The sequence below is a fragment of the Kitasatospora sp. NPDC059827 genome, from assembly GCF_042731675.1.
In the GTDB taxonomy this organism is placed as follows: Bacteria; Actinomycetota; Actinomycetes; order Streptomycetales; family Streptomycetaceae; genus Kitasatospora.
The window spans coordinates 1-24,189 of record NZ_JBHWIV010000084.1 but is presented as its reverse complement, the minus strand read 5'-3'; the positions used below and the strand labels follow the sequence as shown (position 1 = coordinate 24,189).

The window sequence follows — 24,189 nt, the reverse complement described above, 5'->3', positions numbered from 1 at the left end:
GCACGCCGGATCCACGCGCCGCGGCTTGGCTGGGGCGGCCCGTTCGCAGGCCGCGTCGCGGTGGAGGACACCGGTGCCGTCTACACCGGCCCCACCAGTCAGATCGCGCTGATCGACCCGTTCCTGCTGGGCGCGGGCCTGCCGGCACGGGGAGTCCCGGTCGGCCGCGACGTCCTCACCGGCGAGCTGGTGTGCATCGACCCCTCCGGCTGGACCGGCAGGCTCACCACCAACCCGGGTGTCTGGGTGATGGCGCAGCCCGGTGTCGGCAAGTCCGCCCTGATCAAACGGATCTGCCTGGTGTACGTCGCGTACGGCCACATGATGTGCGTTCCGGCCGACGTCAAGGGCGAGTACGCCGTACTGGTCCGCGAACTCGGCGGCAGTGTCCTGCGGATCGGCACCGGTACCGAACGGATCAACCCCTTGGACTCCGGGCCGCTCAAGCACCGCTTGCCCGGTCTGCCCGCTGCCGAACGCGAAGCCCTGCTCGACGTCCTCACCGGCCGCCGTCTGGAAACCCTTGGGGCCCTGCTGGCAACCCGGGTGGGGCTCGGCCGCCAGGCGAACGAGATCGAGCGTTCGGCGCTGACCACCGCCGTCCAACTCGCCGCAGACGCCGTCCCGGGCGCCGATCCAGTGGTTCCGGACGTCACCGCCGTCCTCCGGCAGGCCCCGGAGGTGCTACGGGCCAAGCTCGCCGCCGAGGGCGACACGTACCTCGATCTGACCCGCTCGATCGTGGCCGGCCTGGACAACCTGGTCGGTGGTCCGCTCAAGGGGATGTTCGACGGACCCACCACGTCGCCGATCGATCTGAACGCACCGGCCGTCTCCGTCGACATCAGTGCCCTCAGGGCCCGGGGCAATGACGTCGTCTCCGCCGGGATGATCGCCAGCTGGGCCTACGCCTACTCCTCCATCGACAGCGCGCGAAGTCTCGGTCTGCTGCGCCGCAAACTCGTCCTCCCCATGGACGAGATGTGGCGGGCGCTGCGCGCGGGCCCCGGCCTGGTCGACGCGATGGACGCCATCAGCCGCCTGAACCGGACCACGGAGGACGTCAGCATCTACGCGACGCACTCGACCCTCGACTCCGAGTCCCTCCCGACCGAGGAGGACCGGGCGAAGGCAAGGGGGCTGATGGACAGGTGCGACACCTGGGTGATCGGCGGCTCCACCGGCGAGGAACTCGGCCGGGTCTCGGGGCGACGGGCCCTCACCGAGCAGGAACGCATGATGATCGAGTCCTGGGCCTCGGCCACCAGCAGCGGTCTCGACACCTCCGACCAGATCCACCCGGGCCGTGGAAAGTACCTGATCAAGTTGGGCACGCGGCCCGGCATCGCCGCGGCCATGGAGCTCACCGCGACCGAGCGCCGGCTGTACCACACCGATTCGGTGGAGAACGAGCCTGGGAGTGCCCGCCCATGATGACGGAGAATGACCGGATGTGGCTCGCAGGCGGAGTCCTCGTCGGCGGCTCGATGGTGTTGTCCGCGTCCACCTGGGCGGGAGCCGCGGTCGGGGCTGTTCTCGCAGAGGCCGACGCCCCTCCGCTCAGCCCGTACACGGTCTTCGAGATGACGCGCGACTGGAACTCCGTCTGGCCGCACTCCGCGACGGCCAGCGGGATCGGCGCCGCGTTCTTCGACCTGGCCGTCGTCGCCGGGGTCGTCTGGGGTCTGTGGGCCGCCCTGCGCTGGTTCCACAACGCCTCCCACCTCGCCACCCTGCACCAGGTGCGCGATCTCGCCCCCAGGCGGGCCGCCCGTACCGCCACCCGGCTGCGCGCCTCCCTCCGGGACGTCAGAGCACGCGACGTCGCCCCGCGCGATCGCGGCGTGCTCCTCGGGGACCACCTCCCCACCGGCGTCGAACTGCGGGGTTCCGACGAGGACACCTACCTCGCCCTGATGGCCCCTCGCGCGGGCAAGTCGAGCACGCTGGCGATCCCCGTCGCCGAAGGGGCGCCGGCCTCCTTGTTGGTGACCAGCAACAAACCCGACGTCTATGCCGCCACGCTCGCCGCCCGCCGACGGGCGGGCAACACCTGGACCTTCGACACCCAGGGCATCGCCCAGGTCGAACGCGCCTGGTGGTGGGACATCATCGCCGAGGCCGAGACCCTCGACCGCGCCGAGCGCCTCGCCTCGCACTTCATCGCCCAGGTCAAGAGCGACACCGCCGACCCGTTCTGGGCCCAGGGAGCCAGCGACCTGCTGGTCGGCATGTTCCGCGCCGCCTGGTGGGACGGCGCCACCGTGCGGGACGTGCTCCGTTGGCTGGCCGACCCCAAGGAGCGGGCACCCCTGCGGATCCTCTACCGGTACGAGGAGGTCCTGGCCGAGCAGGTCGACAGTTCCATCAACATCGCCGAGGAGACGCAGTCCGGCATCTACCAGAACGCCCGTACCGCGGTCTCGGCGCTGCGCGACGAGAAGGTGCTCGCCTGGATGCTCCCGGACCGGCACCGTCCGCGGTTCCGACCCGAGGAGTTCGCGCTCAGCCGGGACTCCCTGTACCTGCTCAGCAAGAAGTCCGGGGCCGCCGCCGCCATCGTCGCCGCCCTGACCGACGCCGTGTTCACCACGGCGTCCGAGGCCGGCGAGCGCCACGGCGGACGTCTGCCCGAGCCGATGCGCGCGGTCCTCGACGAGGTCGCCAACATCTGTCCCATCGCCGACCTTCCGGACCTCTACAGCCACCTCGGCTCGCGCGGCATCACCGCGCTCAGCATCTTCCAGAGCTACGCCCAGGGCGTGCGGGCCTGGGGTGAGGCCGGCATGAACGCCCTCTGGGGAGCCAGCACGAAGAAGATCATCGGGGTGGGCCTCGACGACCCCCGGTTCGTCAACGACATCGCCACCCTGGTCGGCAACCACGAAGTGACGCGCGGCTCCTACACCAGGAGCCGCGACGGCGGTTCCACCTCGATCAGCGAACAGCGCGAGCAGATCCTCGAACCCGCCCAGATCCGCGCCATGAAGCGCGGCACCGCCCTGCTGCTGGCCACCGGCATGCCCGTCGCCCAGCTCGCCCTGCGGCCCTGGTACGAGGAGCAGGCCATGGCACACCTCGGCCCCGCCATGAAGACCGAGGAGGCTGCCATCGCCAAGAGAGCCAATCTCGCCTGGGAGGAGCGGAAGGCACAACGCCGTGGCTGAACACCCGAGTTCGGGCACGCACATCCCCACCATGGTCTCGATGGCCGAGGACGTCGAGGACCTCAAGGCGGAACTTGCCGCGATGCGCGTCAAGGTGGAAGCCGTCGCTCGCAGCGCGGCGGAGGCAACGGGCCGACTCGCCACCGGCAGCGCGGAACCAGAAACAGCACCGGAAGAGCACAACGACCCGCGCTACCCGCCGTTCATCTTCCTCCTCGAAGGCGAGGAACTCTACGCGGAGCTGCGCCTGCTCGCCGAGTGGGTGGAGGGAGTCCTGGTCCCCGGCTGCCTCGGTGAGCCCTCGGCCGAGGCCCGCTGGTGCCATCTCTGGACCGAACACTGGGACGCGGTGGGCGCCCTGCACGCGCTGTGGCTGGCCTGGCAGGAACTCACCGACCCCGCCGTCTGCGGTTACACCGGTCCGAGCACCTGGTACCGCGACCACTACCGCCCCTGCATGGCGGCGCTGCGCGGACCAGGTGGCCCGTTCTCGGGCTGTACCAAGGGCGAGCACCGAATCGAGCACCGGCTACCCGGAACCGTACCGAGCGCCTGGTGCACAACTCAGGACGACAACCGACCCGACGGCTAACGGGTCCTCCGGTGCGCTTGCACGCTGGCCACCTCCCGCGCCAGCTCGGCCGCCCGGTTCGCGGGCATCCGAGCCGGCTCCAGCGGTCGCGCCGGCACCCTCGTGCTCCGGGCGCGCGCCGCGGCGGCCTGCACACGCCGGGTGTCGTAGGAGGGGTCGCCGGTGAAGCCGAGCGTGTTCCGGCGATCGGCGTCGAGAACGGCCCGTCCGAGCGGGTGGCCGACCGCCTCGGCCGCACGGGCGGTCGCGGTCTGCGCGGCGGCGGACGCCTGGCGGGCGCGGTTGTACGCCTCGGTGACCTCGCGGATCTGCTCGGGCGACGCCGGGTACCACCTGGTCCAGCCGTCCTTGATCTGGTCCGAGGGCGCGCTGCCTCTCGGGTTGTGGGCGGGGTCGGAGCTGAGCAGGCCTCCGCGCCGGACCAGCGCCTCCGCGATGCGGGGGACGTGCTCGGCAAGGACCTGGCCCGCAGCGGGAACAGCGTGGACGACGGCCAGCAGGTGCGACGTGTCGGCCGGGGCCCGGATGATCTCATCCGCGGCCCTGGGGGTGCGCCGACCGCCGTCACGCGGGGTCCAGCCGGAGGAGAAGAGAGTGCGGCCGAGCCGGACCACGGCGAACTCGGCCTCCCGTACGAAGCGAGGGTTCACCGTCGCCGGTGCGCTCCCGAGGCCGGACTTCCAGCCGGCCGCGGCCTGTTGCCAGGCCTGAGCCGCTGTGCGCAGGGCGCCTCCGGCCGTGTCGAGGAGACCGCGGGCCACGGGATCGGCGCTCAGCAGATCTCGGGTGTGAGCGATCAGACGGGCGGTGAGCAGGTGCGCGACCGCGGAGTGGTCGGAGGCGATCGACAGCTCGGCGGCGGTGGCGTCCGGTAGGTTCCGTGACGCCTGCTGCGCCGCGTGGGCGGCGAGCCACTCCAGACCCGCACCGGCGGCCCGGAGCGCTTCCCCCTGCGGTTCTCCCGGCCGGACCGGGGACGGCGGGACAGTCGCGGCAGCCGGAAGGTGGAGAAGGCCGGGAGCCGGCACGGACGGGCGGGGCGAGCTGAGCTGGCGGTGGATGCCGATGGTCGCCTGCTCGATCAGCACCGCGCGTTCCCTGAGCCGGTAGGCCACGGTGTGGCTGCGGACCACCCGACGATCGGGCGGGCACAGCTGGCCGATCCGTACCGCCACCCGCCCAGCAACACTGGCGAGTTCGGCGGTCTCCGCGACGACGTGCCGCGCAACCCCACCGCTGTCCAGGTAGGCGGCGTACGGGCTGCGGGCTTCGCCGTCCGGACCGTGATGGCTGGCGAGCAGGTCACCCGCGAGTCGGAGGAAACGTACGGCGTCGGTCAGGTGCGAGGCCGCGGGGTCGGGCTCGGACCAGGCGTAGAAGGACTCGTCCCGCAGCAAGCGCCCGAGGATGTCCATGTTGCTGTGCAGTCGGGAGACGTCGCCCTCCGCGATACCGAGCGGGTCGGGGGCGTGCGGGCCGAAGCGATCGGTGTTGCGGTGGAGCAGTTGGAAGATGTCCGCCAGCGCGCCGCTGCGGGCGGCGTGCTGGCCCGGGGTGCTGCGGCTCTCGGCGTCGGCGAGAGTGAGCGCCGCCAGGGCGTACTCGAGCCTGGATGCCGCGAGCGTGATGAAGTCGCCCCAGGTGACGTCCATCAGCCGACGGGCCCCTGGTCGACCGGCAGGGCGTTGCGCAGCGCTGTGGCCGCGTCGCGGGTGTGGAGGGCGGCCGTGTGGCGGTCCCGCAGCTGCTGGACGTCGTCCGAGGTTCGGGCGAGCGAGTCCAGGGCGTCGGCAAGGGCGGTGAGCCGGCCGACCAGGTCGTGGTCCGCCGCTCGGCCGAGGTCGCCGGGGACGCTGTCGGGCAACGGTAGGTAGATCGTTGCTTCGGTGGCGTAGGAGGCCGCGGCCAGGGCGGCCAGTTGGTCGTAGCGGTCGTCACGCACGGCCAGGTCGGCGAGCGCGTGCGCGGCAACGGCGGTGTTCCTCAGAACGGCAGCGGCTGCCAGCTCGACGCCTTCCGCCGTAGCGGAGTTCGGGGTCATAGTTCGGTCCTCCTCGGGTCGCTGTACGACGTCAGGCAACCACGGGCGGCGGCTCGATGGACGCGGTCACCCTGCCCTGTGGATCGACGCGGGCTGTCGGGTGGTGAAACTCACCGGATCGGGTGAACACAGCGGGCGCACCTCTGACTTGACTCACTTCTGCTTCGGACGACGCCCCTGCTGGACGGCCACTCCATCGGGTCGCAGGTGTGCGGGCTGCTCCCCGACGCCGGCAGCCGACCGCCGTTGTGCCTGACGGCCCGACCTGGCCTTCGCCGCGTCCGCCGAGACACGCCGACCCTGCACAGTCATCGGGCTCGGGCGCTCCAACGCCTCACCCATCCTGCGAAGGTCGGGAACGTCGATGGTGCCGGAGGACGACCTGCTCCGGGGAGCGGACTGCAGAGCGGTGCCCGAGGAGAGCAGTGCCACGGCCGTGGGAAGGCTGGTCCGACTCCGCGCAGAGGTGCTGTAGGCACTCGCCGTCTCGCCGAGGACGAGCAGGGTCGCGGCGGTGGGTAGTGCCCCCTGCCTCCGGCGCAGCAGGTCAGCTCCCTGATGGGCCAGTTGGGCGATTCGCTCGCAGGCGTGGATCGATGCGTTGCGCAGGAACTCGGAAACACGGTGGTCGGCGAGGAGCCGGTGGGCCCACTCGCCTGCCTTCGTCGTGATGTTCCGCCACAGTCGAGCGACCGCTTCCCGCACGATTCGGATCTCTCGCCATTCCCGCAGACCTTGAAGGGCCGGGTGGCTTCGATCGGCAGCGCGGAGTGCCGCGTTGACGGCCTCGGCGCTACGCCCTGCGATGGAGGAGCCCGTTACGCCCGTCGCCGCCGCCGCTTCGGGTGCGGCCGGAGTCGTGGTGATGTGCCGCCATCGGACTTGAAGTGCCTCGACATCGGCTTCCAGGGCCGCCCTCAGATCGTCGGCCGAATGGCTGCCCTCGGGCACGATCTCCGTCCAGGCTTCGACCACCTCTCGGAGCTGCGCCTTGAGGTCGGGCAGTCCGGCCTGGTCCGTCGTCTTGACCGGTTCCGAGGAACTGATGCTGTACTGGTCCCACAGCGGCAACTCGTCCGGCTGTGGGGCAAAGTTGGCCGTCGAGGCTTCTTGTTGCACTGTGGCCCCGCCATCAGCTCTGGCGCCAGCCAGCCAGTTGCCTGCGAGACCGGCCGCTGCGGCATCCTCCTCAGCGAGCCGGTCCCAGGTCCTCTGATCACTCGTCGGAGGAACGCCGAGGATGATGTCCTCCTGTTCCGCCGGCCGTGGTGAGCGCATTCGCCGCCTCCCTCACGCTCCAGGCACGCGCCGATGCACTCGCAGCAGCGACTACCACCCCTGGTCTAGCACGGCGTGATCCGGTGCCCCGCGATCGACGCGTCCCGCCGATCGCGGTCGTCGACCAGTGCGCCCCCTGTCCGGTACCACGTCATATCGTGCTATTCCGCGGGAGGCCGGGGTGTGCCAGGCCTCCCCCGCCCTTATGCGGAAGGCCAGTTGTGGTGCGCCAGGCCGCCTGGGTCGGTGAGGGCTCCGTGGATACCGGCGGCCGGGTAGGGGATCAGTTCCTCGGGCAGGGCGTCCTCGGCGAAGAAGCGCAGATCGAGGCACTTCTCGGGTTCGCGGTTGACGGGCTCGCCCTCCCACTCGGTGGCGACGAAGAACAGGCCGAGGCGCAGCGTGGTGGGGTCCTGGTGGTGCAGGACGGTGTAGGCGAGGCGGAGGTGGTCCGGGTCGACCAGGAGGCCGGTCTCCTCGTCGAGTTCGCGGGCGGCGCCGTGGGCCGGCTTCTCGCCGGGGTCGAGCTTGCCACTGGGGGCGTGCCACTGGCCGTAGCCGTAGGGGCCGCCGCGTTGGGACAGCAGGATCTTTCCGTCGGGGGTGCGGGCGATCACGTGGACGTCGACCACCGGCGGCGGGGTGGTTGCGCTGCTACTCATGCTCTCTCTCACTTCCCTGTGGGGTTTTGGTGTTGATCGCTCGGTCCGGGACTGCTCCCAGGATGGCCTGTGCGGTCTGCTCGGCGGTGAGGTGGGTGGTGTCGATGGTGTGGAGCCGGTAGCCGAGGCGGTTCAGGATCGGGACGGCCTCGGTGTAGAGCCGGAGTTCGCGGGCGGTGGCGGTGGCGTCGAGCTCGAAGCGGTGCCGGGTGCCGCGGACGGCCAGGCGGCGCTGCACGGTGTCCGGGTCGGCGGTGAGGATGACCGCGAGGTCGGGGACGTCGGTGCCCTGGTTGATGGTGAGGAGGAAGTCGACGTCGACGCCGTCGGCACGTTGGAGGACGAGGGTGGAGGCCATCCAGCGGTCCATCAGTACGGTGGCGCCGGCGGCGCGGTGGGGGCGGATGTCGGTGTCGAGTTGGTGGAGGCGGTCGGCGGCGACGGCCAGGGCGAGGGCGCGGCCGCGCATCGTCGCGGCGGCCTGGCGTACTGCGGTGCCGTAGGGGGTGGTCGAGGGGCCGGTGGCGGTGTGGACGGTGTGTCCGGACGCGGCGAGAGCGCGGGCGGTGGCGGCGACGGCGGTGGACTTGCCCAGTCCGCTGGGCCCGTCGACGCTGATCAGCAGGCCGCTCATGTCCCGACCTCCTGACGGGTGCTGGTGGTGCGGTGGTGCTGTTCGCGGGAGATGTCGGCGAGCCAGCCGTGGAGCTGGGCGAGGGGGACGTCGCCGAACTGCTGGCCGGTGCCGAAGTTGAACTCGTCACGGCCGCGCATCGCCTCGTCGGCGCCGTGGTCGGTGAGGTCGATGTCCTGGTAGGTCTGCAGGGCCTCGGGGTCGTGGCCCTGCTGGACGAGGCGCTGGAAGACGGGGCTGCCGGGGTAGGGACGGAAGGTGAAGGCGGAGGCCCGAAAGGTGCCCTCCGAGCGGTCCGAGAGGGCCCAGAGTTCGCGGATGTGGGCGAGGGTGGCGAGCGCGTCGTCCCGGGTCTCGCCGGGGTAGCCGAGGATGAAGTAGCCCTTGACGCCGACGCCGCGTTCCAGGAGTCGACGGGTGACGTCGAGGGTCATCTCGGGCGTGATCCGCTTGTCCATCGCCCGCAGGATCCGCGGGGAGCCGGACTCGATGCCGAGCGCGACCTCGCGCAGTCCGTTGGCGCGCAGCTGCTCCAGGACGGTGTCGTCCTCGCGGTCGAGGACGTTGATCCGCCCGGTGGCGTCCCAGACGTACTTCTCACCGATGCGTCCGGCGGCGAAGGCCTCCAGGGCGGGGTGGATGATGCGGCGCGCGCCGAGGAACAGGTCGTCGACGGCCCTGAACGCGGTGCAGCCGTACAGGTCGTGGAGCTGGTGCATCTCGGCGATGATGTTCTCGGGGGTACGGGTACGGATGCTGACCTCGGGGTTCATGGAAGCGGCGGCGCCGCAGAACCCGCACTCGTAGGGGCAGCCGCGCGAGCAGACGAGGTTGGCCTCCCAGCGACCGTCGTCGGCCTGGAACGGGTCCTGGGTGAGGTAGCGGCGGTCGAGGAGGAGCGAGTTGATGTCGGGGGCGAGCCAGCGGGCGGTGTCACCGTTCCGTGGGATGCCGGTGGCGGTGGTGCCGAGGAGGCGGTCGCGCCACATCACCTTCGGCAGCTCCCGACGGCGGTGGACGTCGCCGAGGAGCGCGGTGACCCGGGTCTCGCCCTCGCCGACCAGCAGGGCATCCAGCCGCGCGAACCGCGGATCGGCGAGCACACGTTGCGGGTCGGCCTTGGCGTGGTGGCCGCCGGCCATCAGGGAGATCACCGGGTCGAGCCCGGCCGCGATCCTCGCCGTGAGGTCGTAGGTCGGGGCGAGGAGGTTGAAGCCCACCCAGCGCGGCCTCAGTTCGTTGATGAGGTCGGTGGTGTCCTGGACGCCGAGTCCGTGGGCCTCGGCGTCCAGGATGCCGACGTTGAAGCCGTGCTGGGCGGCGTGGGTGGCGAGGTAGCCCATGCCGAGGACGGGCAGGGTGTAGTCGTTGACGCGCGGGCGCAGGTCGTAGTCGCGCAGCGGGGCGTTGACGAACAGGCAGTCGAGGATCCGGTGCGGGTCGGCACCGGCGACCGGGTCACGGGTGGTGCCGGTCCGATCCTTCGAGCTGGTCGGTGCGGGCATGGGCCCCCCAGGTGAGTGTCGACAGGGTCAGGGTGTGGAGGTGGCGCGGGTCGTGGCCGGCCAGGTGGTGCCAGTGCGCGCCGAACAGGGCCTCGGTCTTCTTCGGCTTGTCGGCGGCGGGCCAGGGGTGGTCGGGGGCGATGCGGGCGGCCCAGGTGCGGACCGCGAGGTCGGCGTGCGGGTAGACCGAGAAGTCGCCGGTGAAGTCCGCGGCGGCCGCGGCTGCCGTCCAGGGGCCGATCCTCGGCACGTTCACGAGTGCGGCGACCAGGGCTGCGGCGTCCAACTGCTCCCAGCGGGAGCGGTGTTCGAGGTAGGCGGTGGCGGCCGCGCGCAGCGCGGTGCGGTGGAACGTCGTGCCGACGTCGGCGAACTGCTCGTCGGTGAGGGTGAGCACTGCGTCGGGCCCGGGTGCTGTGTGGTGGGTGCAGCCGTGGGCGGGCAGCTCGGTGCCGTGGACGGCGCACCAGGTGCGGTAGAGCTTGCGGGCCTGGTCGGCGCGGACGACCTGGCGCAGGATCGCGGTGGTGATCGCGTCCCACAGCCAGGGGTTGGCCACGCGCACGCTCGACCCGAGGGCGTGCAGCCCGCTGCGCAGGGCGGTCGGCACCGCGTCGGGCAGGTCGCCCGGGTCGGTGGTCACGACGGCGGGCTCGTGGTCCTCCGCACCGTCCACGCGGGCCAGGCCGAAGCCTGCCGGGGTGAGCGTGGCCAGCCAGCGGCCGCCGGCGGTGCGCAGGGGGCGGTGCCAGTGGTCGGTGGTGGTGTTGCGCTGCCAGGCGGGGTGATCGGTCGTCAGGACGGCATGCACGGGTGGCTCCTCGCCTCGGGTGGCGTTCGTGGTGCCCCAGCTTGCCAAGCCGGGAAGGGCGCCGTCGGGCACGGCTGCTGCTCACCGGTTGCCGCGCGGCAGGGGCTCGATGACTCCGTCCGCCGCGAGGGCCTGGTACAGGGCGTGGTGTTCGGCGTCGGTCATGGGGCGCGAGTGCACGGGCGGGGCGCCGTCGGCAGGCCGGGGCCACGAATCGACGGGTGGGACGAGGTCGGTGGCGGCGTGGGCGGTGGCCGTGTAGGGGCCGCGGAGCATCAGGGTGGTGGTGTCGGGGCGCATGAGGGCCTGGTGCGCGAGGGCGGTGCCCAGCGTGTAGGAGCTTCCCGGCAGTTCGGTGGTGGTGACGGCCGGACACAGCTGGTCGGCGGTGAAGGGGCCGGTGTCGCGGCCGTCGGTGCGGCTGGAGACGGTGTGGAGGTAGCCGCCGGTGAGGACGCGGGCCCCGAAGGGGTAGCCGTGGGTGTGCGGAAGGCGCTGGTTGGCGGGTCGGGGGTTGGTGTTGAGGCGGATCTCGAAGCCGCGCCAGGTGTCCAGGGCCAGGACGATGCGGTCCAGGAGCAGGGTGGTGCGGCTGGCCTCGAAGCGCTCGTAGTCGAGGACGGCGGTGGTGGTCAGGTAGGACAGGGTGCTCTTGTGGACGGCGAGGTGGTGGAGGGCGTCCTGCTGGGCGTGGAGCTGCGCCAGGGTGGCGTGGTGCAGGTAGGGGATGTCCTGGAGGCTGGTGCCGGGCCTGCGGCAGTCGTGGGGCTCGGGGCGGGAGAGGCGGGTGCGGGCCTCCTTCACGGCGACCTGGTACTCGGCGGGGGTGAGCGGTCGGGAGTCGGGGGCGGCGAGGGGGTGGTGGGTGAGGACGAGCTGGACGCTGTGGGCGGGGGCGGTCAGTTCGGTGGTGGCACCGCTGTGGATGGCGCAGAGCTGGCCGGGGTTGAGGCTGCGCAGGTACTGGGGCCGGCGCTGGTCGGCGTCGTCCTGGTGGCGGGACAGGGCCAGGTCCAGGATTCCCGCGAGGGGGAACAGGAGGACGGTGTGGTCCGCAGCCCGGAGCGGGGTGGGGGTGCCGTCGGGCAGGCACAGGTGGAGGGCGGGCTGGTCCTGGTGGGCGTGGGCGAGGAGCAGCTGGGTGTGGCCGGGGACGGTGTGGGAGGCGGTGGCGAGGGCGTGGGGGTCGGCGTGGTCGAGGAGGTGGAGGAGCTGGGCGGTCACGGGGGTGAGCCAGCCGTCGGTGATCAGCCGTTCCGGGACGGGGATGGTGCCCGGGTCCTGAGTGAGCAGGTCGGCGGCCGGTGGCAGGAGGAGTTCGGCCCGGGTGCCGTCCGACAGGGTGAAGATCATGATTGCTTCTCTCGTTCAGTGGCGGCCGGTCGGCGGAGCCGCGGGCTGCGGGGACGGCTCGGGCTGGAAGGTCATCGCCGTCCCCAGGTCCAGGGAGGCCGGTGGGCGCCGCGCAGGCAGGCCACCTGGTGGGCGGCCTGCCTGCGCAGGTGCGTGTCGAGGCGGGCGCGCCGCACGGTGTCCGTCACGGCGGTGAGCACGACGACGTCCCGCACGGTCTGGTAGTCCGGCCAGGCCCCGATCTGGCCGTAGGGCGGGGCAAGGGCTGCGCGACTGTAGGCGGTGTAGGCCGCGGTGTACGCGTGGAGGTCGTCGCGGTGGCCGCGCAGCAACTCGGTGTGCCAGCGGGCGGCGACGAGGTCCCACTCCCGGTGTCCGTACCGCAACGGGTACTGCGGGAACAGCCGGGGGTGGGAACCGTCGCCGTAGCAGGGGGCGATGGCGCGTGCGCCGAGGATGACCGTGGACGGCGTCGGCCATTCGGCGCGCTCCCACTCCTCGCGCAGCTCGGCGGCGCGTTCGCGCAGGAACCACTGGCTCGCGTCGTCCAGCGCGACGTCGTCCAGGCCGTCCAGCAGCCCCTCGAACGGGTCGTGGTCCTCCAGCCACAGAACGGCGCCGGGCCGGATCCGGTGCACGGCCGCGGTGAGCCGCGCGCTCGCGGCGACGTCGCGCAGCGGGTGCCCGGGGCTGCGCCAGAAGGTGACCGCGCGTCCGTGGGCGATCCGGACCTGGTCGTAGTCCGGGGCCACGGCGGCCACCCGGTGCTCGTGGAGCAGCCGGGCACCGCGCAGCAGGGCCCCTGCCTCGTCCGCGTCGGCATGCACGAGGGCGAGCGCCCTGGAGGCGGGCAACCACCAGGCGTGGTGCGGGTGTTCGCCGACCAGCTCGGCCTGGGAGGGGTTGTCGCCGATGTCGGTGCAGACCTGGGTCAGGGCCGCGTAGGCGGCCGCGACCTCGTGCCTGCGGCCCTCACTGGTGATCCTGGTCAGCGTTCTGGTGCGCGGTCCGACGCTCACGGCGCAGTCCTCCGGTACGAAGTCGATGGGCGGATGGGGTGGTTACGCCGCCGGTATCCGGTCGAGCTCAGGCTGCTGACCGGGCCGCACACCGACGGCGGACCGGGGCCGCCAAACCCGCACGGCGGCGCCGGTGCACAGCACCACGACCTGCGACTCGACCTGCCTACCCGCGACCGATGCGGGGACGGGCCGCGCCGCCTCGGGCAGGTCAAGTTCGGCCCACACCACCTTGCCGTCCGGCCCCTCATCGACGCCGAACCGGTCGACCACCCCGGCCACCAGCAGCAGACCCCTGCCGCTGGTGGCACCCTCCCCCGCCTTCCGGGGCTCGGGCCTACCGGGCCCGGGGTCGGCGACGGACATCCGCAGCACCCCGGTCGGGGAGAGGCGCAGAGCGGCAGTCAGCTCCACGTCCGACCGGCCCCCGTCGCAGCCGTGCACCACGGCGTTGGCCGCGATCTCGGACATCACCAGCCGGGCGTCCTCCACCCGCTGATCGGTCAGGCGCAGGCCGAGCATCGGCAGCTGCTTCGAGACCCAACGGCGAACGGCGCCGATCTGCGCCAGTTCCGCGGGGAACCTCATCGTGATGGTGTGTGGTCTCGGCTCCATGAGGGGCGCCTCACTCACTCGGGTCGGGTGCCAAGGCATGTCTGCAACCGCTCTGAGAGCGGGTGCAGGACATGTCGTACGGCCTGAACGGCCTTGCTGATACAGGAAACCGTTCATGGTCGCTAGGAGTAAGGTGTTGGCGACCGTCCGCTGTTTAACGTGTTTAGCGGCACCGCCAGGGAGACCCCGATGGGGCGTACTCGTCAGCCCAACGAACGGTTGGGCCAGCTCATCCGTGAATCCGGTCGACCCAACGAAGCCCTCGCCCGGGCCCTGTGCGCGGTCGCGGCCGCCCACGACGACCCCGCGCGGCCGAGTCGATCATCCGTCACTCAGTGGGTCCGCTACGGCTGGACCCCGTCCGGCAACCTCCCACAGTACCTCGCGGAAGTCCTCACCAGGTGGCTGAACCGGGACGTCACCCTGGCCGCGATGGGACTCGGCGAGGAGGAACCGGATCTTCGGGACTGGGACTTGGATACGCTGAAAGCCCTGGCGGCTCTTGGACGGATCGACGTTGACGTGGAACGCAGACAGCTCCTCCGCACCCTCCCGTACTCGCTCGCGGCATTGACCGTCCCACCCAGCAGCTGGTGGGAGCACATGGCCCGCACCGGCAGCCGCGACACCAGTCGGCACCGCGCCGGCCAGGCCGATGTGGAGGCCGTGCGGGAGATGACCGGGCTGTTCTCCCAGCTCGACCAGCGCCGCGGCGGCGGGCACGGCCGCACGGCTGTCGCCCAGTACCTCCTCACCGACGTCCACGACTTCCTCCGCGGCACCTTCGCCTCCGACCAGGTGCGACGCGACATGTTCTCCGCGGCCTCCGAACTCGCCTACCTGGCCGGATGGACGGCCTTCGACAACGGCGAACACCCCACCGCCCAGCACTACTACACCGTCGCCGTGAAGCTGGCGGCCGAGGCCGACGATCCCGCCATGGCCGCCCACGTCCTGCGCGCCATGGCCCACCAGGCGGTCGACCTCGGAAAGCCGGGCCACGCCGTCAGGGTCTCGGAAGCCTCCATGTCCGGCGCCCGGTACGCGCTGGCGAGCCCACGCGAGCGCTCTCTCCTCGGCGTCGTCCACGCCCGCGCACTCGCCGCAGCCGGACGCGCCCCCGAGGCGAACGCCGCGCTGCTCCAGGCCGAGCGTGACCTGTCCGCGGCCTCCCCCGGCGACGACGAACCGGCCCGGGTCTTCTTCTTCGGCGAGGCATCCCTGGCCCATGAAACGGCGTCGGCCCTGCGGGACATCGGCGACCTGAACGGCGCGGCCCGGGAGTTCGAGCGCAGCGTCGCGACCCGCAAGGCCTCCGCGTTCACCCGCACCCACGCCGTCACCCTCGGCCACCTCGGACTCGTGAAGGCCCAGCAGCACTCCGTCGAAGAGGCCTGCGCGATCTGGGCGCGATCGCTGGACGCGATGCAGAGCGTGCGCTCCGCCCGCACCCGCGACGTCGCCCTGCAGATCCGAGGAGCGCTGTCCACCTACCGTGGCCGTAAGGTCCCGGTCATCAACACCGTCGACCGGCGCGCCGCCGAGTACCTGGCGGCCACCGCCTGACCCGCCGTCCTGGCGCGGTCCGTTCACAGGAGGGGAAACACAGTGACCGAAGTCTTCACCGTGGAGGCACTCGGGTACGTGGTGGGGGGTCGCACCGAGCCCACAGACGACTACTGGGGAGGCACCCGCGCCGTCATCCGGCTCGACGGCGACCGCTTCCCACCGGAGGCCACCAAAGGGCTGGAGGCGTTCTCCCACCTCGACGTCATCTTCCGCTTCCACCTCACCGACCCGACCGACCTGAACTTCGGCGCCCGCCGCCCACGCGACAACCCGCAGTGGCCCGAGGTCGGCGTCTTCGGCCACCGGAACATGCGGCGCGTCAACTGGCTCGGCTCCTCCCGCTGCCGGCTCCTCAAGGTCGAAGGCCTGGACCTGCACGTGGAGGACCTGGACGCCGTCGACGGCACGCCGATCCTCGAGGTCAAGCCCTGGTTCGAGGAGTTCGGCCCCCGCGGCGACACCCACCAGCCCGCCTGGACCACCGAGATGCTCCACGACTACTTCGCCCCGGGCCCCACCACGCCCTGATCGAAACCTCCGGAGACTGTTTCCTCGCGTCGACGAGTAGTGGCGCGAGGAAACGACCCAGGGAATCCCCATGACGACAGTGCTTCGCCGCTATGGGGCCGACCGACTTCCCGCCCACCACGCCCAACTGCTCATCGACGTCCACGCCGATGCCTATCGCGACCAGGCCGGCGGTGGGCATCGCCGGGCAGCCCCACGAGGCGCTGCCGTCCCAACGCGCCGAAGCGCTGGCCGTGCTCTACGTCGACGTCGCCCACCCCCGGGTCCAGGACATGTACGAGCGGTGGTCGTACGAGAAGGTCGGCGAGCACCGACCGTTCGAGGGCGCTCCGCTCTACGCTGTCATGATTCGCACCCTTCGCCGAGCCCCCGGGTCCGCTCCCAGGCTCGCCCTGCGCGCCAACGGCTGCCTTTCCGGGCGGCTCGACGGGTCTGGGTCCACTCGGTGTTCGGTCGCCCGAGCACTGACCTCAGCGTCCGCGAGGATCGAATGCACCGCCGTCCCGGAACCGCACCTGTCGCTCCCTCGTGACCGGGTGGTCGCTGACGAATGGAGACAGCGAGTTAGTGGTTGTTGTGACATCAGCTGTCGAGCGGCATGCGGGAACCGGCATCTCTGCGCGCCGTCACGGTGGCGGCGGGAGCCAGGGCCGTGCGCCGAAGGAGCGCGGGCTCTCGACCTCGTGACGCCCTGCCGGCCGGTAATGCTCAAGGCCTGCGGATCGGTTCCGGGAGGGACGCGAAGTGCGCCGATCCGTGGAAAGCGGGTGGGTCTCAGCCGTCCCTGCGCCGGATGTGCAGATGGCCGTCGAGGGGGGAAGGCGGGCGGTGCCGCGGGCAGGATGCGGTCGAATGCGTACCGGCTCTTCTGTGCGACCCGGCACGAGACGGAGTTGTCCACCTGATGCAGGAGTTCCAGCTGCGCCAGCCCGCCGTTCCCGAAGGTGGCGAAGGCCCCGCCGGTGAGGGCCTCAAGGGCGCGGGGCGCCACGCTCCGCCCGCACGCATGCACCGCGGTCCAATAGCCCACCTCGGCCGAGGGCTTGCCGGAGGCGACGCCTTTGAGGGCCGTCGGCGTCACGATTTCGCGATCGGAGTGGAATCGAATGGCCTTGACCGTGAGACTGGCCCGCCGAACCGGCTCGCCGATCGAGTGAGGCGTGTCGCCGTCCATTCCCCTTGCCTGGCGTCTCCCCCGACGGGAGATTCAAGCCCCCTTCGCCTGCGCCTCCGAGGGGCCCGGGGTCAGCCGAAGTGGCGGACGGTGGTCGGGTCGGCGCGGGCGTACGGCGGCCAGTGCTCGGCGGGGGGACGGCCGGTGGCGGCGAAGGTGGCCACGGCGTGGGAGAACGCGTGGCCGAGGGTGCGGGCGGCGGGGGTGGCCTCGCCGAGCATGGGGCTGTCGGGGTAGGCGTCGAAGGTGGCGAAGAGGTAGGGGAGTTCGGCGCAGTGGGTGGCGCCCAGGCGGGCCGGGTCCGGGGTCGGGGTGCGGTCGAAGCGGTAGACGTAGGTGGGGTGGCCGGCCGCGGCGTGGTGGGCGGCGATGGCGAGGGTCCGGTCACGGAACTGGAGTCCGGTGGCGACCTCGGTGAGGATGTCGCCCGGCGGCCGTGGAACACCGGCGGCCGTGCGGTCGTAGCGTGCGGCGCCGTCCTCCGCCAGGGTCGCCGCGATCGCGCGGGCCCGCTCGGCGGTGGCGGTGCGGACGGCCGGGTCGAAGGCGTAGAACGCCGTCATCTCGTCCCCGGTGGTACCGGTCAGCAGCTGCTTGCCGTCCAGGCGGCCGTCGGCCAGGGCCTGCTGCCAGGTCACCGGCAGGCCGTAGCCGCCGAGGACGGGGTACATCGGCGGAGCGACCTTGCCCGGGCGGGCGACGTCCCGGGCGAGTTGCCCGTAGGCGGTGAGCAGTTGCCCGGGTGGGACGGCGCGCAGCGCGGCCAGCGGGTCGGGGCGGCGGTCCAGGCCGAGGATCCCGAGGAAGCGGCGGGCGTGGTCGGCGGCTTCGCCGGGGTCCTGCGGGGGGAGGCCGAACGGGCCGCTCTGGGTGACGACCCGCGCGATCCACGGGCCGGTCTCCGGTGCGAGGGCGAGGTGGAGGGCGGAGTAGGCGCCGGCGGACTGGCCGCCGACGGTGAGCAGTTCCGGGTCCCCGCCGAAGCCGGCGATGTTGTGCCGCACCCAGGCGAGGACGGCGGCCTGGTCGCGCACCCCGAGGTTGTCGCTGCCGAGCTCCGGAAGGTGGAGGTAACCGAGCGGTCCGAGGCGGTAGTTGGCGGTGACGACGACGAGGCCTCCGGCGGCGGCGAGGTGCCGGCCGTCGTACCAGTCCCAGCCGCCGGATCCGCTGCTGAACCCGCCGCCGTGGAACCAGACCAGCACCGGGCGGCCGCCCGGGGCGGACCCCTCGGACGGCGGGCCGGACAGACCCAGCGGCTCCGGCGACCACACGTTGAGGGTGAGGCAGCCGTCCTCGTCCCAGTCGGGGGCCCGCCGCCCCATCACCGCTTCGAGCCGGGACGGCCCCTGGGGCACGGACGGCCCCGGACGGGCGGCGTCCCGGACGCCCGGCCAGCCCGGGTGCGGTCCGGGCGCGGCGAAGCGCCGCTCCCCCACCGGGGAGGCCGCGTACGGGATGCCCCGGAACGCGGCCACGCCGCCCTCCACGACGCCCCGCACGCTGCCCGACCCGGTCACGACGACGGGGCGTTCCTGCACGGCCATCGAGGTCTCCTCTCCTTCACCATCGCCTTGCGGTTCCGTGGCGTCCGCACGTCCGATCGGCGTCTCGCCCGTCCCCCCAGTCAATCGCGCGGAAGGCGCCGCCACCGGGAATCGGGAAAGTCGGGGCGTGAGGGAGGTCGGGGACCCCGTGGTGGTGTCGGCCCGGCAGCTGCCGCTCCGTGCGCCAGGATCGTGGTTCCGGCCCAGGAATTCCGTCGAGCCCGGGTGTCGGGAAGTCAGACGCGGGTCGCACGCCACAGGTGCCGCCACCCTCGCCGCGTCGACACACCCCTTGATGATCACGCGGCGGCCGTTCCCGTTCTGCGCTCCGCGGGTGGCGTGCTACGCCGCCGGCCGGCCGGTCTCCGAGGTTCCTGCGGACGGGAGGCAACCGATGACCGGGGCCAGCCGGTTGATTGGGGGGTGTCACCTCCAACCACTCGGCCGTGCTCCGGAGCGGCGCCGGTGCCCCCGTCGGCCGTTCGACCGGAGGACGGGGGCGTGGACCACTCCGGTCCGCCGGAGCGAGCCGGGCTGCCCGGCGGTCCCCGGCCCCGGTCGGGTGGGGCGAGGGACGAGGGGCGATCCGGCTAAGGTGCAGCCGGGGGCCGGGACGGACTGGGAACACGGGTGCGGCATGCGGATTCTCCTGCTGGGACCGTTGGAACTGCGGAGCGACCGGGGCGTGCCCGTGCACGTCGGGGGGTCCCGGCGGCGGGCCGTGCTGGCCGCGCTGGCGCTGGAGGCCAACCGGGTCGTCCCGGTCGAGCGGCTGGTCGACCTCGCCTGGGAGCACGCCCCGCCGTCCACCGCCCGGGCCGCGCTCCAGGGCCACATCGCCCGGCTGCGCACCCTGCTGGACGGCGGGCTCCGGCTGGAGACCCGCGCACCCGGCTACGTCCTGCACGCCGACCCGGAGCTGATCGACACCCACCGACTGGAGCGCCTGCTCGACCGCGCCGGCACCGCGGACGGGGAGGAGGCCGCGGTCCCGCTGCTGCGCGAGGCGCTCGCGCTCTGGCGCGGGCCGACCCTGGCGGACTGCGGCTCGGCCGCGCTGCGCGAAGCCGCCGCCGGACGGCTGGAGACCCTGCGGGTCGAGGCGTTGGAGCAGCTCGCCGGGCACGCGCTGCGCACCGGCCGGGGCCGGTCGGTGACGTCACAGCTCACCGCCGTACTCCCCGAGCACCCGCTGCGCGAGTCACTCGTCCGCCTCGCCGTGCTCTGCCTCCACCAGGAGGGCCGGAGCGCCGAGGCCCTCGCCGTGTACGAGGAGGCGCGCGGCAGGCTCGCCGAGGAGGCCGGGATCGACCCGGGGCCGGCACTGCGCGAGGCCGTGGCTCAGGTCCGGTCCGTCGCCGCCGCCGCTGCGGAAGGGCGACCCGAGCCCGCCCCCGCCCGACTGCCGCGCGCTCCCCGCCGCTTCGTCGGCCGGACGGGCGAACTGGCTTGGCTGGACGAGCAGTGCGCGAGCCTCCGGCGAACGCACCGGCCCGGGTACGGCGGCAACGGCCCGGTCCTGCTGGTCACCGGCCCGGCCGGGGTCGGCAAGACCGCCCTGGTGCTGAGCTGGTCGCACCGGCTCGGACCGGCCTTCCCGGACGGGCGGGTCTCCGTCAACCTGCGGGGCTTCGACGAGACCGAACCGCTGCGCCCCGAGGAGGCCCTGGCCGAGCTGCTGCGGGCGCTCGGCGCCGACGAGAGCGCCGTGCCGTCCACCCCGGGGGAGGCCGCGGCCGCCTGCCGGAGGCTGCTGGCCGGGCGCCGGGTGCTGATCGTGCTGGAGAACGCCCGCGACGCCGGGCAGGTCCGCCCGCTGCTGCCGGTCGAGCCCGGCTGCGCGGTCGTGGTGACCAGTCGGCACCGGCTGACCGAGCTGGTCGTCGAGGCGGACGCCCGCGCGCTGCCGCTGGCCTCGCTCCCGGCCGGGGACGCCTTCGACGTGCTCGCCGAGGTCACCGGCCGCCCCCGGCTGGCGGCCGAGCCGGAGGCGGCGCGGCGGGTCGTGGAACTGTGCGAGGGGCTGCCGCTGGCGCTGCGGATCGCCGGTTCGCGGCTGGCCACCCGCCCGCACTGGCGGGTGGCGACCCTGGCCGGGGAACTGGCCGACGAGCGCTCCCGGCTGGCCGCGCTGGCCACCCAGGGCACACTGAGCGTGGCGGCGGCCCTGGAACTGACGGTCCGCAGCCTGCCCGGCCCGGCCGCCGGGCTGTTCCGGCTGCTCGGCATCCACCCTGGCCAGCAGGTCGACACCCGGGCCGCCGCCGCACTGGCGGGCACCGGGCTGCGGGCGGCGGCCGCCGCGCTGGAGCTGCTGCACCGGGCGCACCTGGTGGCGGAGACCGTTCCCGGCCGGTTCGAGCGGCACGACCTGGTCCGGCTGTACGCCCGGCAGGCCGCCGAGGAGCTTCCGGCCGCCACCCGGGACGCCGCGCTGGCCCGGCTGTTCGACCACTACCTCGCCGCGACGGCGGCCGGCCTCGTCCTGGCCCGGCCGGACGCCCGGCACCACCGCCCGTCCGCACAACCCGCCGGCGGCGCGCCGGAGTTCGCGAGCTCGGCGGACGCGCTCGACTGGTTCCGGGGCGAGGAGCCCGCCGTCCGCGGCCTGATCGCCCTGGCGGGCCGGTGGGGGCGGCCCGAGCTCGCCTGCCGGATGGTCGAGAACGCCGGGTACCTCTACCTGGACGCCGGGCTGTTCCGCGCCTGGGAGGACTCCGCCCGGACGGCGCTGCGCGCCGCCGAGGCCGCGGGGACCGCCGCCGACTGGCCGCACCTGTACTCCAACCACAGCCTGTCACTGGGCTGGCTGGGCCGACGGGCCGAGGCCCTGGAGCAGTCCGCGCGCGCGGTCGACGTCGCCGACCCGGAGAGCCGGCCCGTCCTGCGGCACCGCTACCTGAGCATGCGCAACAGCTTCCTGGACGACTACGGCGACCCGGTGAAGGCCCTCCCCGGCATCGTCGAGACGGTCACCGAGGCCCGGGCCGGCGGCGACGACCGGACGCTCTCCCAGGCGCTCAACAACCTCGCCGACGCCCTGCTGCGGGCCGACCGGGCCGCGGAGGGCCTGGCACCGATCACCGAGTCGCTCGCCCTGCTGGCCGGCCGCGAGTCCGACCCGTACCTGGTGATCTCGACCAAGACCCACGCCCAGGTGCTGAGCGCGCTCGGCCGCTCCGAGGAGGCGGTCGAGCAGATCCACCGCGCCCTGGAACTCGGCCGCGCCCAGGGCAACCAGGCCCATGCCGAGTTCGACTTCGCGGACGTCATGGGGCAGGTGCTGTACGACCGGGGGCGGACCGCCGAGGCCCGCGCCCACTGGGAGCACGCCCTCGAACTCGCCGCCGAGCAGGGGCGGATGACCCGGCAGGTGGAGCGGGTGAAGGAACGGCTGGCGCAGGGCGGGCCGCCGTGACGGGCGCGCCCTCAGACGCCCCGGGACGGCCGGTACGGCGCGGGCGGACGGCCGGGCAGGCCGGGTACGGCGGCGGAAGCGGTCGCCGTGGCGGGGGCGGCACCCGGAGCCGCTGAGGTGACGGGGCGGGCCGAGGCCGAGCCGCCTGCGGTCGTCCGTACGCCCGAGGCCGCGGGAGCCGCCGCCCCGAAGGCCGTGGTGCGGCGTGCCGCCGACGTCGCCGGCCCGGCCACAGGTGCGGGTGCACCGCCGTCCGGCTCGACCCGCTCGATCCGCAGCACCAGGTTGCGGTCCCGGCGGTCCCCCGCCCGGTCACGGTTGCGGCTGTGCACGGACTGCGTCAGCACACCCCGGATCTCCTGCCAACGCCCCTGTACCGCACGGATGTTGGGGCACCACTCGGAGCCGAAGCGGTGCTCCAGCGCCAGCTGCCAGCTGTCGGCCGCCACCAGGTGGACCGCGCCGACCGTCGCCGGGATCTCCACCGGGGCGGCGCCCCGGACGGTCACCACCGCCCGCTGCGGCCACTCGCCCTCCACCGCCGTCACCGTGATCCGGCTCGGCCCCTGGTACCAGGCCATCGCTGCGGTCCTCCCTCGTCCGTCCGCGCCGGTTCGTCGCCCGGCCTCACCCCGTACCACGGACGGCGGGCCCGGGAGGTTCGAACCAGCGTGAACCGGCCGGCCCCCGTGAACCGGCCGGCACCGTGAACCGGTCGGTGCCCGCCGGCCGTGCAACCCGGCGAGCACCGTCACCCGGGGAGAGCGCACGTGACCAGGACCGAATCACCGAGGCGGGCCGCCGTGGTCTGCTGCGCGGCCGCCGTCGGCCTCGTCGCGGCCGGACTCCTCGCGGTGCACGTCCCACCCCCACCCGCTCCCGCCCGGCCGCACCCGGCCGGCGCGGCGGCGCCCGCGGTGGCCGGAACCCCGGCCCGGCCACCGTCCGGCCCGACCCGCACCGGGGTCCGGGCACCGCTGCCGGACGGGGCGGACACCGCCGGGGCCCCGGCCGAGGCCCTCACCGTCCCCGCCGACCTCACCGACCCCGCCGGAGGCCCCCGTTGAACGAGGACCCGCACGGCAGGACGCCGGGCCCCGGCCTCCAACTGCCCTGGATCGCCGAGGAAGAGGAAGGCGAACCGGACCCACCGCACCCCACCGCCGGCCCGCTCGCCGCACGGCTGTCCGCCGGCCTCGGCCGGCTGGGCGACCGGTCCCGCTGGGACGCCCGGCGGATCGCGATGGCCGCGGCGATGGCCACCGGCGCGGTCCTGCTGCTCGTCGCCCCGTTCATCGAGCCGGACGGCGGCAGCGGTGACCCGGCCGCGGCCGCCGCGCCGACCGGCCGCTCGCTCCTGGGCACCCACGGCCGGGCCCACTCCCCGACGCCCGCACCGACCGAGCCGACCGCAACGCCCGCGACGCCCGGCACCTCCGCCGACCCCACCGAGAGCCCGTCCGCCGCGCCGTCCCCGACCGACGACCCGCACCAGGCCCCGCCCACGACCCAGGCCGCCCGGCCCGCCGCCCCGGCGGCCACCACCCCCGCACCAGCCGCGGCACCCACCTCGGCCGCCCAGGCCGCCCCGGCCGCCCCACAGGCCCCGCCCGCCCCACAGCCCGCCCCCGGCTACCGGGCCGTCGCCGGACTCGGCTGCTCCGGCCCCGGCGCCCGGTTCCAGGAGGTCGGGGCGTTCCGCCAGGGGGCCGACGGCTGGGTCACCGTCAGCAGCGGCGGCTACGGCGGCGATTCCTGCGACGGCCAGTACGACGCGGTCCCGATGTCCGGCGACCGCGCCAAGGACGACAACAGCACCTACGCCCTGTGGACCTTCGACACCGGCCCCGGCCCGGCCTCCTGCGCCGTCGCCGTCTACGTCCCGGACTCCTCCTCGGTCCAACAGGTCGGCGGCGCCCCGGCCTACTACACGGTGGCCGCCGCCTCAGGGGCCGAGCTGGGCTCCTTCACCGTCGACCAGGTCTCCCACCGAGGCAGCTGGGTGGACGCCGGCACCTTCCGCGCCCAGGCCGGACCACTGACCGTCCGCCTCCACAACCGCGGCCAGGATTGGACCGGCTCCGGCCGGGCCACCCACGCCCACCTCGCGGCCGCCGCGATCCGGGTCACCTGCCAGGGGTGACGCGACGCGCGGGTGACGGCAACCGGCACCCCCGCGAGCGCCCGGAGGGCCCTCCCGTCAGACCCTGGCTCTTATACACAAATCCGAGCCCCCGAGACACCCAGCCATAGCGTTTAGAGACAACGTCGAGAAT

At 73.4% G+C, this 24,189-nt stretch carries 20 protein-coding genes and 1 pseudogene; 8 read left to right on the top strand and 13 right to left on the bottom strand.

Annotated elements, in window-relative coordinates:
* The first annotated feature begins 60 nt into the window (after positions 1-60).
* Genes ACFV8H_RS34170 through ACFV8H_RS34160 form a run of 3 tightly spaced genes read left to right on the top strand, consistent with a single transcriptional unit; the run spans position 61 to position 3,759 of the window.
* Positions 61-1,434, top strand: coding sequence for an ATP-binding protein (locus ACFV8H_RS34170; protein WP_380407674.1), 1,374 nt, complete (start codon positions 61-63; stop codon positions 1,432-1,434).
* The gene (locus ACFV8H_RS34165; protein ID WP_380407672.1) at positions 1,431-3,167 is read left to right on the top strand and encodes a type IV secretory system conjugative DNA transfer family protein; all 1,737 of its coding nucleotides are present in this window, start codon (positions 1,431-1,433) and stop codon (positions 3,165-3,167) included. Before ACFV8H_RS34170 ends, ACFV8H_RS34165 begins: the two co-directional genes overlap by 4 nt.
* On the top strand, positions 3,160-3,759 hold the full coding sequence (locus tag ACFV8H_RS34160; protein WP_380407670.1) for a DUF4913 domain-containing protein: 600 nt from the start codon (positions 3,160-3,162) through the stop codon (positions 3,757-3,759). The genes ACFV8H_RS34165 and ACFV8H_RS34160 overlap by 8 nt, the downstream gene beginning before the upstream one ends.
* On the opposite strand, the gene ACFV8H_RS34155 is transcribed toward ACFV8H_RS34160, so the two are convergent.
* The 10 genes from ACFV8H_RS34155 to ACFV8H_RS34110 form a co-directional block, all read right to left on the bottom strand.
* Complete coding sequence (locus ACFV8H_RS34155) at positions 3,756-5,411, bottom strand: hypothetical protein (protein ID WP_380407668.1); 1,656 nt, start codon at positions 5,409-5,411, stop codon at positions 3,756-3,758. The genes ACFV8H_RS34160 and ACFV8H_RS34155 overlap by 4 nt on opposite strands.
* Positions 5,411-5,800: a hypothetical protein gene (locus tag ACFV8H_RS34150; RefSeq protein WP_380407666.1), complete on the bottom strand. Its 390-nt coding sequence runs from the start codon at positions 5,798-5,800 to the stop codon at positions 5,411-5,413. Before ACFV8H_RS34150 ends, ACFV8H_RS34155 begins: the two co-directional genes overlap by 1 nt.
* Before the next feature lie 153 nt (positions 5,801-5,953).
* Positions 5,954-7,078, bottom strand: a complete 1,125-nt coding sequence (locus tag ACFV8H_RS34145; protein WP_380407664.1) for a hypothetical protein — start codon at positions 7,076-7,078, stop codon at positions 5,954-5,956.
* Between the two features lie 203 nt (positions 7,079-7,281).
* Entirely contained in the window at positions 7,282-7,740 is a 459-nt protein-coding gene (locus tag ACFV8H_RS34140) for an NUDIX domain-containing protein (RefSeq protein WP_380407662.1), read from the bottom strand.
* Complete coding sequence (locus ACFV8H_RS34135; RefSeq protein ID WP_380407660.1) at positions 7,733-8,374, bottom strand: dTMP kinase; 642 nt, start codon at positions 8,372-8,374, stop codon at positions 7,733-7,735. Before ACFV8H_RS34135 ends, ACFV8H_RS34140 begins: the two co-directional genes overlap by 8 nt.
* Entirely contained in the window at positions 8,371-9,879 is a 1,509-nt protein-coding gene (locus ACFV8H_RS34130) for a B12-binding domain-containing radical SAM protein (protein WP_380407658.1), read from the bottom strand. Before ACFV8H_RS34130 ends, ACFV8H_RS34135 begins: the two co-directional genes overlap by 4 nt.
* Positions 9,833-10,690 (bottom strand): hypothetical protein, encoded by an 858-nt coding sequence (locus ACFV8H_RS34125; RefSeq protein WP_380407656.1) that lies wholly within the window; start codon positions 10,688-10,690, stop codon positions 9,833-9,835. The genes ACFV8H_RS34130 and ACFV8H_RS34125 overlap by 47 nt, the downstream gene beginning before the upstream one ends.
* A gap of 81 nt (positions 10,691-10,771) precedes the next feature.
* The gene (locus ACFV8H_RS34120; protein ID WP_380407654.1) at positions 10,772-12,043 is read right to left on the bottom strand and encodes a hypothetical protein; all 1,272 of its coding nucleotides are present in this window, start codon (positions 12,041-12,043) and stop codon (positions 10,772-10,774) included.
* Between the two features lie 71 nt (positions 12,044-12,114).
* The gene (locus ACFV8H_RS34115) at positions 12,115-13,062 is read right to left on the bottom strand and encodes a hypothetical protein (protein WP_380407652.1); all 948 of its coding nucleotides are present in this window, start codon (positions 13,060-13,062) and stop codon (positions 12,115-12,117) included.
* A gap of 42 nt (positions 13,063-13,104) precedes the next feature.
* Positions 13,105-13,650 (bottom strand): ATP-binding protein, encoded by a 546-nt coding sequence (locus ACFV8H_RS34110; protein WP_380407650.1) that lies wholly within the window; start codon positions 13,648-13,650, stop codon positions 13,105-13,107.
* Positions 13,651-13,866: 216 nt separating this feature from the next.
* Here ACFV8H_RS34110 and ACFV8H_RS34105 point away from each other — a divergent pair, with 216 nt between their 5' ends.
* Both ACFV8H_RS34105 and ACFV8H_RS34100 read left to right on the top strand, forming a co-directional pair.
* On the top strand, positions 13,867-15,243 hold the full coding sequence (locus ACFV8H_RS34105; protein ID WP_380407648.1) for a Tat pathway signal protein: 1,377 nt from the start codon (positions 13,867-13,869) through the stop codon (positions 15,241-15,243).
* Between the two features lie 42 nt (positions 15,244-15,285).
* Positions 15,286-15,774: a TrmO family methyltransferase gene (locus ACFV8H_RS34100; protein ID WP_380407646.1), complete on the top strand. Its 489-nt coding sequence runs from the start codon at positions 15,286-15,288 to the stop codon at positions 15,772-15,774.
* A gap of 774 nt (positions 15,775-16,548) precedes the next feature.
* Here the strand turns inward: ACFV8H_RS34100 and ACFV8H_RS34095 are convergent.
* Positions 16,549-16,840 (bottom strand): annotated as a pseudogene (locus ACFV8H_RS34095) (GNAT family N-acetyltransferase); the annotation flags it as partial.
* Positions 16,841-17,019: 179 nt separating this feature from the next.
* Positions 17,020-18,495, bottom strand: coding sequence for a carboxylesterase/lipase family protein (locus tag ACFV8H_RS34090; RefSeq protein ID WP_380407644.1), 1,476 nt, complete (start codon positions 18,493-18,495; stop codon positions 17,020-17,022).
* A 637-nt stretch (positions 18,496-19,132) separates the two neighbouring features.
* Here ACFV8H_RS34090 and ACFV8H_RS34085 point away from each other — a divergent pair.
* Complete coding sequence (locus ACFV8H_RS34085; RefSeq protein ID WP_380407642.1) at positions 19,133-21,913, top strand: BTAD domain-containing putative transcriptional regulator; 2,781 nt, start codon at positions 19,133-19,135, stop codon at positions 21,911-21,913.
* 11 nt (positions 21,914-21,924) lie between these two features.
* Here ACFV8H_RS34085 and ACFV8H_RS34080 read toward each other — a convergent pair whose 3' ends face one another.
* Positions 21,925-22,494, bottom strand: a complete 570-nt coding sequence (locus tag ACFV8H_RS34080; protein ID WP_380407640.1) for a hypothetical protein — start codon at positions 22,492-22,494, stop codon at positions 21,925-21,927.
* Between the two features lie 189 nt (positions 22,495-22,683).
* On the opposite strand from ACFV8H_RS34080, the gene ACFV8H_RS34075 reads away from it, so the two are divergent.
* Positions 22,684-22,980, top strand: coding sequence for a hypothetical protein (locus ACFV8H_RS34075; protein WP_380407638.1), 297 nt, complete (start codon positions 22,684-22,686; stop codon positions 22,978-22,980).
* On the top strand, positions 22,977-24,056 hold the full coding sequence (locus tag ACFV8H_RS34070) for a hypothetical protein (protein WP_380407636.1): 1,080 nt from the start codon (positions 22,977-22,979) through the stop codon (positions 24,054-24,056). The genes ACFV8H_RS34075 and ACFV8H_RS34070 overlap by 4 nt, the downstream gene beginning before the upstream one ends.
* Positions 24,057-24,189: the final 133 nt, after the last annotated feature.